This is a genomic window from Fastidiosipila sanguinis, assembly GCF_002998295.1.
Lineage (GTDB): Bacteria > Bacillota > Clostridia > Saccharofermentanales > Fastidiosipilaceae > Fastidiosipila > Fastidiosipila sanguinis.
On sequence record NZ_CP027226.1, the window covers coordinates 835630 to 848337 of the forward strand.

At 33.1% G+C, this 12708-nt stretch carries 10 protein-coding genes; all 10 read right to left on the bottom strand.

All coding sequences use genetic code 11. The features are described 5' to 3' along the window. Positions 1-5 precede the first annotated feature (5 nt). Positions 6-1532, bottom strand: coding sequence for a Ppx/GppA phosphatase family protein (locus tag C5Q98_RS03620; protein WP_106012351.1), 1527 nt, complete (start codon positions 1530-1532; stop codon positions 6-8). Between the two features lie 78 nt (positions 1533-1610). Continuing rightward, positions 1611-2762 carry a DUF3810 domain-containing protein gene (locus C5Q98_RS03625; protein WP_106012352.1) on the bottom strand — a complete coding sequence of 384 codons (1152 nt, stop codon included), beginning with the start codon at positions 2760-2762 and terminating at the stop codon, positions 1611-1613. Between the two features lie 227 nt (positions 2763-2989). Beyond that, positions 2990-3664: a cell division protein SepF gene (locus tag C5Q98_RS03630; RefSeq protein ID WP_106012353.1), complete on the bottom strand. Its 675-nt coding sequence runs from the start codon at positions 3662-3664 to the stop codon at positions 2990-2992. A gap of 380 nt (positions 3665-4044) precedes the next feature. Further along, a complete protein-coding gene (locus C5Q98_RS03635) occupies positions 4045-5424 on the bottom strand; it encodes a biotin/lipoyl attachment domain-containing protein (RefSeq protein WP_106012354.1) in 1380 nt (459 codons plus the stop codon). A 100-nt stretch (positions 5425-5524) separates the two neighbouring features. Beyond that, the gene (locus tag C5Q98_RS03640) at positions 5525-6607 is read right to left on the bottom strand and encodes a 6-phosphofructokinase (RefSeq protein WP_106012355.1); all 1083 of its coding nucleotides are present in this window, start codon (positions 6605-6607) and stop codon (positions 5525-5527) included. Positions 6608-6659: 52 nt separating this feature from the next. After that, positions 6660-7697, bottom strand: a complete 1038-nt coding sequence (locus C5Q98_RS03645; protein ID WP_158695700.1) for a 50S ribosomal protein L11 methyltransferase — start codon at positions 7695-7697, stop codon at positions 6660-6662. A gap of 81 nt (positions 7698-7778) precedes the next feature. Next, positions 7779-8930 (bottom strand): molecular chaperone DnaJ, encoded by a 1152-nt coding sequence (gene dnaJ, locus C5Q98_RS03650; RefSeq protein WP_106012357.1) that lies wholly within the window; start codon positions 8928-8930, stop codon positions 7779-7781. Between the two features lie 117 nt (positions 8931-9047). Beyond that, entirely contained in the window at positions 9048-10880 is a 1833-nt protein-coding gene (gene dnaK, locus C5Q98_RS03655) for a molecular chaperone DnaK (protein ID WP_106012358.1), read from the bottom strand. 95 nt (positions 10881-10975) lie between these two features. After that, positions 10976-11590 carry a nucleotide exchange factor GrpE gene (locus C5Q98_RS03660; RefSeq protein WP_158695701.1) on the bottom strand — a complete coding sequence of 205 codons (615 nt, stop codon included), beginning with the start codon at positions 11588-11590 and terminating at the stop codon, positions 10976-10978. A 10-nt stretch (positions 11591-11600) separates the two neighbouring features. Beyond that, on the bottom strand, positions 11601-12632 hold the full coding sequence (gene hrcA / locus C5Q98_RS03665; RefSeq protein ID WP_106012360.1) for a heat-inducible transcriptional repressor HrcA: 1032 nt from the start codon (positions 12630-12632) through the stop codon (positions 11601-11603). Positions 12633-12708 lie beyond the last annotated feature (76 nt).

Here is a 12708-nt window from a genome sequence, read left to right on the forward strand (position 1 = left end):
CCGAATTAATTCTCTTTCAAATCAATATTAATTCCAAACATTTCTTCCAGTAACCTGGACCTAACTCCTAGCATCCTACGTTCTAAAGTAATATCCTCATTTGTATCTACAATTATTTCCAGTTTGCTCTTCTTCAAGCGTGTTGCAACATTATTAATTTTGTTTTTTGAAGAATATTCCAAAGCATCTGCTACTCTTAAAATTGCAGCAGTTTGCAGTACTTGCAAACGATAAGCATAACTTCTGTAGTTCAATCTATCATTAATTGGAACTTCGTTTCCCACAGAAAACATTACAGCATCCGCTACTATCTCTAAGGATCGATAGCTAATACCTATAATTTCATTATTAAGAATTATAGAAGCACTGGCATCTTGATAATCTTCAGGAATTATAAATTTACCCACTTCACTTAAACGAACTGCTACTTTTAGTAGAAGTTCAAAGTCTGGAGCAAATTTAAACTTCTGTTCTAGAACCCTTAAGATTGCAACTGCATTTCTCTCTTTAGCTTCCAAATGTTTCAAATTACCACCATACTTAACAGCCATTACGTTAACTGCAGAAACAATATCTCCAATATGATCATGTCCGACTTTGTAGCCATAAGTATCTGTAGCCATTTCTAACAATAAACCATTACTTAATAAAACTTTAGGCAAATAAATCCCCTTAATTTGCAATGGTTCCAAAAATTTATTTAAAATCATTACTAATGGCAACATATTGTCAGCAACATCTGATGGAATATTGTAGTGCAAGGTCAACTCTATTGGAGAGGTATGCAATAAAAATTCATATAACTTATTAAGCTCTACATCAGTGATAAAATTATCATTAAACTCAACTACTTCAGAAAAATTATTTAAATATTCTAAGTCATTCCCTGCAGCAAGAAGAGTAGTCTCTTCAGTTTGCAAACCATACAATTCTAATGATGAAAGTTTCGCAGTAATATAATCATTCATAACCTGATCATAGTTACTAGATCTTGCCTGAATTTCACTAAAAACTTCATTCATTCTCAAGAATCCCAACTTCAGGTTTTGACTCATTTTCCTGCGTTTATTCTTATATGCTGATACTTGTAAGCTACCTGCGCCCATATCAACAAATATACAGCCAGTCTCACTCATTTTTTCAAATTCAGGAAAGCCCTCGGTCAGCGCTAGGTTATGTAAATATCGTTCCTCAGAGTTACTTAAAATTTCGCAGTCAAATCCAGTTCTCTGCTTAATTCTAGCGATAATAAAATCTTTATTCAGAGCTTCTCTAACAGCTGAAGTGGCAACTACCCTTACAGCTTTTACTTTATATTCTTTTAACTTTTCTTTGAAACGATTTAGGATTTCACATAGTTCTGATAGCTTCTCTTCAGTAATAACTTGCTTATTGTATGTATCAGTTCCTAATGATAAATTCGCACGCAAACTCTCTATAACTCTAGGTTCATTATTTTTGCCTTTCTCAGCGATCATTAACCTAGGTGCATTAGATCCTATATCAATTGCTGTAATTATTTCTACTGCCATCTGCTACTCTCCCTTTCCTATTTGTTTAACCTATAATAATTTTAGCTTATTAACGTTATTTTTTCATCTAATATACTATTAATTCTCATGTTCTAGTTTGTCATAAAATGCAACAATTAAGTCCACAACTTCACCATAACTTTTGATTCCTGACTCCTGGGCATTTGATTTTAAATAGATATCATTTGCTTTATTACTTATTTTCTTAACGGTCCCTTGAAACTGTTTCCAATAAACATTTCTCCTATTAAGGTCACTTTTTACTTTTTCATTTAAATTGCTATAAACATCTTGATGCAAATCATAGTTAGCCGTGTATAAAGCATTGCTTAGATACACAAAACCACTTAGCAATGCAGAATATCTAATATTTATAGATTCACTCGATCTACCTACAAGAAATGCCAGAAAATTAGCTTCATTCTCCCTAGCAAAACCATAGCTATGAGCTATTTCATGAAGAGCTGTAAAAATCAATTCATCCGGACTTATATCAATATTAACATTCGACTCCATCCAAAAAGGTATAAACATTCCTGTAGTACTGGTATATGACCAATAGTGTGAGAGCATTACTGGCTTCACTCTAACTGCTCCATGATAAAGATAATTTCGCAGAAAATCATTGTCACTTAACTTTGCAAGATTTTTATACTCTAAATGAACAGTTTTTAGTAATTCTTCGAGCTCTATGTCTGAAATAAATTGATCATTATCATCTCTAGTAACACTTGTAGCTATTGCATTAAGCTCATCCACCAGAACTTCTGTCGTTCTAGCCAATTGCTCTACATTTATCGCTCTCACTTCATAGCCTAGGTTGTCTGCTAGACTTTTTCTATGATAAGCAAGTCCGAAATTCAAGAAAAATGTACTAATAAAAAAAGTCACTAAAGCCAAAGATATAGATGCTAATTCTTTAAAATATTTGATTAAAAAATCTTTCTTACTTTCTGCTCTAAATAAGTAAATCACACTTAAAACAATTAAAACCATTAGAAGTAGAGGTAATAGCAAGACGAAAATTTCACTAATAGAAAAAGAGATAATGTTATTACTCGCTCTCCAGATTGTTGTGATTGTAGGATAAATATTTCTAATATAAAATTCAGCTGCAGTAGAATTATTTCTAAAACAAAATCTTAACAACAAAATAAAAGCAATAAGTATTAAACAAGCTATTTTCCAAACTTTACTTTTGTTAAAACGTTTAATGCTTATATTACTCATTCTTCCGCTCAATCCTTATTATTTATTAAAATATTATACAGTTTCAAAAGTTAATATTATCTTAAATCTTTTAACCGAATTTTCACTGCATAAATCTTTGTAAATTACATTTAAATGCAAAAGAACAGCTAAACGAACTTCGCTTAACTGTTCTTTGCTAGATGTCATACTTTATAAAGAATTTCGTAATCAAAAGGAGTTGAACAAGACAAAGGTTTCTTTATAAACTATAGACCATTTACTACTCTTCTCAAATCTGAGTAATCTCTATTTTCATCATATCTGCTACTGTCACCAGATCCTTCTGAAACAGCTACGTTTAAAGGAGCTACTACAAAAATCAAACTTGAGATTGGTGAAACTGTACCACCTAAGCTATATGCAGCACCTGTTAAGAAGTCAATTATTCTTTGAGCTAATCTACTATCTGTGTCTTCAAAGTTAACTACACAAATCTTACCTGCTCTAATTTGAGCTGCAACCTCTTGGCCTTCTTCTAGGGAATTAGGTCTAATTACAAGCATTTTTTGAGAATTTACATCTTTGAAGTTTACCAAACGTGGCTCTTGATTATTCATAGCACTTGCCTCTTTTCTATTTTCTTTATTAAAATCATTTTTTCTAGAATTAATAATCTCACTTGCTGGTTCGGTAAATATCTTCATACTGTACATGTCATTAGAAGAAGTATTTATATTTAACTCATCCATATAGGCATTCTTAGTTCTAGAAGGTTCATCATATTCAAATTGATTGTTAGTGATGTAATCGTAATCATCACTCTCATCATCATATTCGAAGTATTCATCATCTTCTACTATTAAGTTTGATACGTAATCTTCATCTTCATAATTTGAAAACAAATCTTTTATACTTTCTATACTATTTTTGAAAATGCCCATGTCTCAAGTACTCCTATAATTAATTCATATGTCTATTATATACATACACTTTTCATTAAACAAGTCCACTTAAGACGGATTTTCATTTTGTAATTCATTTGTAACACAAGAACTTTCATTCAGGCTAAATCATTGTATACACAGTAATTATACGGTTTTATTTTCAAAGCACATTATCCACATTTTTGTACTCTCTCCAACAACACTTTTCCACATTTTAATTTGTTTTTATAATAGTTTCCTCTGTGTAGACAACAAAAACATCATTTTCTATCATTTTTAACTAAGAATTCCACATTTCATAGACAAACAAAAAGGAAGGTTATCCACCTTCCTTTAGTAATTTATATTTTCCTTTTAATAAATATATTTCAGAAATTTTACGACATTAATTTCTCGCCATTTCTAACAGTCTCCGGATTTTGAACTATTACACTTCCATCAGTCAATTCTATATCCGAGTTTTCTTTATTAGCAATAATTGCGTATTCATCATCCTCGGCTAAGATTTCTATTTCTTGCTCATAAACATATGCTCTTCTAAGAACCATAACTGCAGCTTTGTTCCCCTCTTTAGACCTAACAATTGCTGACTGGGGTATTTTTAATCCTCTTACCGATTCAATTTTCATGCTAACAGGGGTATATCTTAAGTCTGCAAAGTCTCCAATCTTTTGACTGGTATAAAATGTTAAAAGTGCATATTCACCCTGCTCTTTTACCGAAATTAATTTAACTGCATTTAACTCTAAATTTTCCCTTGGAAATTTAAGGTCATAGATATTATCAATTTCGAATTCCGCAGCCATTGCTCTATCTACTGGAACCACTAAACGTTGATCGAAGCTTGTTATTAAACTTAAAGCACTTTGTCCCTTACTAAGGTTTTGTTTAAGCATATTCTTTTCTTTATGCACATCGATATTCGCATTTAATATAGTTTCAGGATCGATTTTATCAATGTCTTCTTCTGTTATTTTCCTACTATATTCATCAATTAAATAGCTTACATATCCACTTTTTTTGCTAATTATTGGAGTTTCATAATCTTTTAAATACGACTCTAAGTTGGCTTTTTTATTTTTTAAATTAATTATCGTCTCATCTTCAAAATCTAATGTATTTAAGTTCTCACTACGCTCTTTTAACTTCAAGCTTAACTCTTCCTGTATCATAGCGGTATTATCTATAGGAAGTTTGTCATTGGCAATATCTTGCAAAGTTTTGATATATTCAGATAACTGTATATCATACTTGGAATATATTCTTTCAACTAATCCATCATCAGGTAAATTGTGTTCATTTAATAGCTCTAGCTGCCTTTCAGATATCTCTTCATTAACTTCGGCCAACTCTTCTCTTTGCTGTTCGGCTTGTAAATCAACAATTTTTGCTACCGGGTCGTTAACTGCAATCTTCTCGCCACTGGTTACACCAGCAGCCATTAGACCCGAACTACTTGCTTCTAGCTGAATTTCATCTCTCAATACCAATGATTTGCTTTCGATATTCTTTTCTAGATTCCCTGGAACAAGAATATACAACTGAGGTTTAGGTTTATATTCAGACCTAATAATATTTATCATCGCAAAGGCAAGAATAATTATTATAATCACAAAAACGATCATAATATAAAAGCGTTGACGCAGTCTTTTCTCTTCCTGCTCTTGACGCCTAGATAATATTTCGGTTCTAGAATGATTAACTTCCTTATTTTGCACCTTATTTATGTTTGTATTGTCGGTAAAATTATTAGCCAAAATCTTCCACCATAATCCTCTATTAAATTATGCACCGGATAAAAAACCCAGTGCATAAATTATAGCTAATTTATTATAAAAAATTATTAATTCTTAATGATTACTCATCCCCAAAACTTATACCCATGTCTTTTGCTACTCTTACTAGTTCACAATTTGTTGGCACTAGATTTTTCTTTCCTGCTACTTCATCAATAGGCAAGCTTGTAATCTCATTATTAACTTGAACTACTGATCTACCGAATTTACCTTTTAGAATTAATTCAGCACCATACGCTCCACATTCACTAGCAAAAACTCTATCATAAGGACATGGTGAACCACCTCTTTGATAGTGCCCAGGAACTGTAACTCTAACTTCTTGATCTAACTCTTTAGATAGTTCAGCAGCTAACTTATATGTTCCTGAAGGATAGCCTTTTTCTTTTAGCATTTCTGCATAATCTGAGGAAGACATTTCAGAATCTTCCTTACTCTTAGATCCTTCTGCCATTGCAATAATAGAGAATTTTTTACCTTGTTTATTTCTTTCTTCAATAGCGGCTAAAACATTCTCCAATTCATAATTAATCTCTGGAATCAAAATAATGTCAGCTCCACCAGCTACACCTGCACTCAAGGTTAACCAACCAGCTTTATTTCCCATTAATTCAATGATAAAAATTCTACCATGTGAGGTTGCTGTAGTATGAATTCCGTCAATAACGTCTGTTGCAATATTTACAGCACTCTGGAAACCAAAGGTCATTTCTGAACCATAGATATCTTTATCAATTGTTTTTGGCAAGGTAATAACATTTAACCCTTCTTCTGATAGACGATTTGCTGATTTATGGCTTCCATTACCACCAAGAACAACTAAACAGTCTAAGTTTTGCTCTTTATAATTTCTTACCATAGCCTCGCATCTAGTCTCGCCATCTTTGCCATTTACATAATTATCAATCTCTTTGAAAGGTTGTCTAGAAGTACCTAAAATCGTACCTCCTAAAGTCAAGATTCCTGAAAAATCACTTGGTTTCATTAGCTTGTAATCACCTTCAATTAAACCTCTAAAACCATCTTGATAACCTAATATCTCTACATCATCATTCAATTCATATAGAGTTTTGGCTACACCTCTCATAGCTGCGTTTAGACCTTGACAGTCACCACCTGAAGTCAACATACCTACTCTCAACATAATTATCCCCTTTCATTTGGAAAGATTTATATATCTATTATAAGCAAAAACTCTATCCTTTGTAAGACAAAAGTAAAGTTACCCATTGATTTAACTCAGATGTTTTCAAAATCTTAAACTTTACATCGTCAACTTTCTTGAATTCAGCTAAAACTTTTTCTAAATCATTCTGATTTATGCCAGCTAGTATCAGATAACTATCATTATTTAAGTGTTTCGGGAAATCTTTAGCTAAATTAATAATTAGTTCGGATGATAAATTAGCCAGTATCAAATCAAACTTATCTTGTTCATATAATTCTTCATTTGTAAATTCAATATTACTAGAAACTTGATTTACCTTAGCAGTATCTTTTGCTATTTCAACAGCATCTTGATCAATATCTATAGCTTTAATATTTTGTACTCCTAATTTTGCTGCTATTATCGCCAAAATACCTGAGCCTGTACCAAGGTCTAAAACTTTAAGCTCTTGAACCCCTTGACGTTTATGTAGTTCAAGCAACAAATCGTCTAACGTCTTAGCAGCCAAAGAAGTAGTCTCATCTCTTCCTGAGCCATAAGCCGAAGAAGGAACTATATTAATAAGAATTTGACCATCAATTAAATGTGCATCTGATTCTGAAACACCTGGATTCACTAATATTCTATCAGTAAGTTGAAACAACTCTGCTTCGTACATGTTACCTTCTTCTATTTGTTCAGATTCTATTAGTCTATAGGAAATATCATAATCTAAGTCAGCAAAAAACTCTGAGATAAAGTCAATTTCAGCTTTAATTCGCTCTACCATCAACTCTGGGCTTAATCTATCCTGAGGTATATTGTCTGCCGTAAAAATCTCATCATTTTCATTCAAGAAGATTTCACCTACACCCATAGATAAGTTAACAGCTAAATTATTATCTTCCACCTCTAAAAAGTAGGATTTAATAAGTGCCTTCTCCAAATCCATTTCAACTGAAAAAAGACCAAAGTCATCAAAGACATTGGTCTTATCTTGTTCAAGCATTGGAATTATTTCAGTTTCAATCTCATGAGAGTCAACTGTGAAAATACTTAAGGCTCCTAAGTCTTCAAGTTTTGACAATAAAATGTCTCCTACCTCAGAATCAATACTAATAGTAAATTCATAATAATTTTCATTCATGAACTTGAGTCCTTTATTTTTTTAAGAGAACAACTTTTTAATCTTATCAATGAAGCTACTACTCTTCTCATAATTTTCTGCAGTAGTCTCATCATCAAATTTTGCAATTAAAGCTTTTTGTTCATCACTTAATTTGGTTGGGACTTCAATATCAATCGTAGCGTAATGATTACCCCTAATTTCATCTCTGTTTACGTGAGGGACACCTTTACCTTTGAGAGTTATTACATCCCCTGGTTGAGTACCTTCATTTATCTTGTATTTAACATTACCATCTACTGTCGGTATATCAATTTCTGCACCCAAAGCCGCCTGACCAAATGAAATTGGAACTTCACAATAGATATCATAGCCTTGACGCTTAAATATCTCATGAGGTTTAACCATAACTTCTAAGTACAGATTTCCGTATGGCCCACCATTTACTCCAGGTTCACCCTGTCCTCTCAAGGTTAAAACTTCTCCATTATCAATACCGGCAGGTACTTTAACGGTTAAGCTCTTACGTTTGTTTCTAATACCACTTCCATTGCAGTCGACACAAGGGTCCTCAATAATCTCACCATTTCCTCTACAATCAGGACAAACTCTCGTTTGAATTGACATACCAAATAGACTTTGGGATCTTTCTTGAATAGTTCCATTTCCATTACAGGTAGCACAGGTTTTAACATTAGTTCCAGGTTTAGCACCACTACCATCACATGTAGAGCAAGTATCTTTTTGTGTTACTTCTATTGTTTTAGTTAGACCAAATACCGCCTCCATAAATTCAATACTGATTCTATAACGAGTATCATTTCCTTGACGGGGTGCATTGTTACGAGCAGCTGTTCCTGATGAACCAAAACCGCCGAAGCCACCAAAGCCTCCGAAGAAATCCGAGAAAATATCTTCAAAACTTTCAAAGCCAGCAAAACTTGATGGATCAAATCCTTGACCATCAACTCCAGCATGACCATATTGATCATACTTTTTGCGTTTCTCAGGATCTGATAATACAGAGTAGGCCTCATTAGCTTCTTTAAATTTAGCTTCAGCTTCTTTATCATCAGGTTTTAGGTCAGGATGATATTTCTTTGCAACTTGGCGGAAAGCTTTCTTAATTTCTTTGTCACTCGCATTTTTATCGACACCTAAGATCTCATAATAATCTCTCTTGTTTTGCGCCATAAAATCTCCAATCTTGTTTAATAAGTTTAAATCCAGTCTCTATGTTCAATCAATAGTGTAAACCAAGAAGACTGGATTTTAAACTTAAACTTTAATTAGTTTGATATTTTATTTTAATTACTCTTTATCTTCTGCATCATCATTTTCAGTGAAGTCAGTTGTGTAGTTACCTGCACCTTCTCCACCTTCAGTATTCTGATTATTTTGAGCTGCTTGAGCTGCTTGTTGATATAGTTTTTGACTGAACTCGAAAACAGATTTTTGCAAAGCTTCTGTTTCTGTCTTCATTTGTTCATAGTCTGTACCGTTCAAGCTCTCTTTTACCTTATCAATACCTGCTTGGATACTGTCTTTGTCTGCTGCATCCATTTGCTCGCCATTCTCTTCGATTAATTTTTCAGCTTGGTAAACTAATGACTCAGCATTGTTCTTGGTTTCAACTTCCTCTTTACGTTTCTTATCTTCTTCAGCATATTGTTCAGCATCTTTTACCGCTTTATCAATTTCATCATCAGATAGATTTGTAGAAGATGTAATTGTTATACTTGTTTCTTTATTAGTACCTAAATCTTTAGCAGAAACATTAACGATACCGTTAGCATCAATGTCGAAGGTAACTTCAATTTGTGGTATACCTCTAGGAGCTGGTGCAATTCCGCCCAAAATAAATTGTCCTAATTCTTTGTTATCTTTTGCGAACTCACGCTCACCTTGTAAAACTCTAATATCAACTTGAGTTTGATTATCTGCTGCAGTTGAGAATACCATGCTCTTCTTGGTTGGGATTGTTGTATTTCTATCAATAATCTTAGTAGATACACCACCCATTGTTTCGATACCTAATGATAAAGGTGTAACATCAAGAAGTACTAGGTCATCAACATCACCAGTCAAGACACCTGCTTGAATTGCAGCACCTAGAGCAACACATTCATCTGGGTTAATACCTTTGAACGGATCTTTGTTAAAGATTCTCTTAACTGCTTCTTGTACAGCTGGGATACGTGTTGAACCACCAACTAGAAGAATTTTATCAACTTCTGAAGCTTCTAGACCTGAGTCTTTAAGTGCTTGTTTCAATGGTCCTTCTGTCTCTTTAACTAAATCAGCTGTCAACTCATCAAATTTAGATCTTGATAATGTCATATCTAAGTGTTTTGTACCATTTGCATCTGCTGTAATGTATGGCAAGTTGATGTTAGTTGAGTTAACACTTGAAAGCTCGATCTTAGCTTTTTCTGCAGCATCTCTTAACCTTTGCATTGCCATCTTGTCTTGTTTTAGATCGATACCTTGTTCTTTCTTGAACTCACTAACAATCCATTCAACAATTGCGTTATCAAAGTCATCACCACCGAGACGATTATTACCTGCTGTAGCCAAAACTTCAAAGACACCATCACCAATCTCTAGGATAGAAACGTCAAATGTACCACCACCTAAGTCAAAGACCAAGATATTTTGATCATGCTCTTTATCAAGACCATAAGCTAAAGAAGCTGCTGTTGGCTCATTAATAATTCTCAATACTTCCAAACCTGCAATTTTACCTGCATCTTTAGTCGCTTGACGTTGTGAGTCACTAAAGTAAGCTGGAACTGTGATTACTGCTTGAGTAATTTTTTCACCTAGATATTCTTCCGCATCTGTCTTTAGCTTTTGCAAGATCATTGCTGAAATTTCTTGTGGTGAGAATGACTTGTCATCAATATTTACCTTGTAATCACTACCCATTTCACGTTTGATAGATTGAATTGTTCTATCTGGGTTTGTAACTGCTTGACGTTTTGCAACTTGTCCAACTAATCTTTCACCTTCTTTTGTAAATGCTACTACTGATGGGGTTGTTCTTGCTCCTTCAGCATTAGTAATAACTGTTGGTTCTCCACCTTCCATAACTGCTACAACTGAGTTTGTTGTACCTAAGTCTATTCCTATAACTCTTCCCATAATTTCCTCCTTTTAGCTCTTTCAAGCTTTTACGAATATTTCCTTTTTGTTTTTAGTTATTATTTTGTATTTTTCTACTTTATTTATTTCTATATCTACTCTGCAACTTCTACTACGCTGTGACGAATAACTCTGTCTTTATTTTTATACCCTTTAACAAAGACTTGTGTTATCGTACCGCTTTCATGCTCACCTGAACTATTTTGTAAAACTGCTGCATGTAGATTTGGATCAAATTTCTCATTCAAGGCTGGTATTTCTTCTATACCCTGATCTTGTAAAACCTTATCTGCTTGTTTTGCAATTTGTTTCAAACCGGATAAAGCTTCGTTAATTGTATCCAAATCAGAATTCTCATCTAATTGACTTACCGCTTCACTAGCTCTATCTAAGTTATCTACTATATCTAGCCATTTAGAATTAACATCACTACTAGCATCTTGGTAAATTCTAGTCATCTCCTTTTGAGAACGTCGCTTAAAGTTATCATACTCAGCCATTACTCTAAGTCTACTATCTTTCAAGCTAGCAATTTCAGCTTCTAGTTCTTTAACTTTATCAGCCTCAGCAGATTCTGTTGAATCAGGATTTTCTGGATTAATTTCACTGTCCTTCTCAGATTCAACCTTCTCATTTTCTTGATCCTTTTGCTCTAAGTTCTTCTCAAGATCTTCCTTATTAGTTTCGTCAAAATCCTTTTTCTTTTTCATAAATCCTCCATTATATTTCATTTCCTAGTAATTCATTTTTAATAGCTTCACGGATAAAACCTACTTTCGGAATCACCAACTCGTAATTCATCCTCTTAGGACCAATTAAATTAATTTGTCCATGTAGATCATCACCTAAATCGTATGTTGCAGATATTAAAGTACATTTATTTAGATCTTCGATTTTTATCTCATTACCTATTAAAACGGTGAAATCATCTTTTTCATTTAATTTATCAAGGTTATTTATTAAGTCTCCATCCTTGTCCAATGCTTTATAAATATTAAAGACTTTATTACTGGTATCAAACTCAGGTAAGCGCATTAAATTTTCTATTCCAGTTACATTAACATCCAATTCATTAGCCTGTTTAATACTTACATAAATCTCATATAATAAATCTTCATATACTTGAGAGTTTACGTTTTTGCTCATGGTTATAATTTTCATTTTTCCGAAATTTAATGAGTTTAAATCAACACCATGTAAATTGCTTTCCAAGCTCTTCTCTATTTTTTCCAAATCACTTGCATCAAACAACTCACTAATTCTAATAAACCTATTGTGGGCTATACCACTTGATACTATAGTAACTACCAAAGCTCTACCAGGCTCCATAAATATAATCTTCAAGTGTTCTAGATATGTTTTGTTTGACTTTGGCAAAACACTAATAGTGACCATACCTGTTATATATGAAAGAATTGATGTCGCTGCTTCAATAAAATTACCATTCTCATAAACGTAATTATGCAAAGCATTAGTTAGATTCATTTTTTCCGCTTTATTTATTTTTTCAATATTAATTAAGTTGTCTACGTACTCTCTATAACCTTTATCTATAGGCAATCTTCCTGAAGATGTATGTGCCTTGGTTAAAAAACCATACTCTTCCAAGAAACTCATTTCATTTCTTATAGTGGCAGAACTGACTGAATGTCCAAGTAGATCAGCAATATACTTAGAGCCTACTGGTTCAGCAGATTCTATATAAGTGTCAATGACTAACTTAAGTATTGTGCTTTGTCTTTCGCTTAACATTTCGTCTTCCTTTCTGCATTTAGCACTCACTTCATCCAAGTGCTAAACTAAGATTATCAGCAAAGACAAATAAAGT

Excerpts from the sequence above, each read along its gene's own strand:
- C5Q98_RS03660 (WP_158695701.1), bottom strand. The coding sequence starts at position 11,590 with ATGAAAAAGAAAAAGGATTTTGACGAAACTAATAAGGAAGATCTTGAG.
- dnaK (WP_106012358.1), bottom strand. The coding sequence starts at position 10,880 with ATGGGAAGAGTTATAGGAATAGACTTAGGTACAACAAACTCAGTTGTA.
- dnaJ (WP_106012357.1), bottom strand. The coding sequence starts at position 8,930 with ATGGCGCAAAACAAGAGAGATTATTATGAGATCTTAGGTGTCGATAAA.
- C5Q98_RS03625 (WP_106012352.1), bottom strand. The coding sequence starts at position 2,762 with ATGAGTAATATAAGCATTAAACGTTTTAACAAAAGTAAAGTTTGGAAA.
- hrcA (WP_106012360.1), bottom strand. The coding sequence starts at position 12,632 with ATGTTAAGCGAAAGACAAAGCACAATACTTAAGTTAGTCATTGACACT.
- C5Q98_RS03640 (WP_106012355.1), bottom strand. The coding sequence starts at position 6,607 with ATGTTGAGAGTAGGTATGTTGACTTCAGGTGGTGACTGTCAAGGTCTA.
- C5Q98_RS03630 (WP_106012353.1), bottom strand. The coding sequence starts at position 3,664 with ATGGGCATTTTCAAAAATAGTATAGAAAGTATAAAAGATTTGTTTTCA.
- C5Q98_RS03620 (WP_106012351.1), bottom strand. The coding sequence starts at position 1,532 with ATGGCAGTAGAAATAATTACAGCAATTGATATAGGATCTAATGCACCT.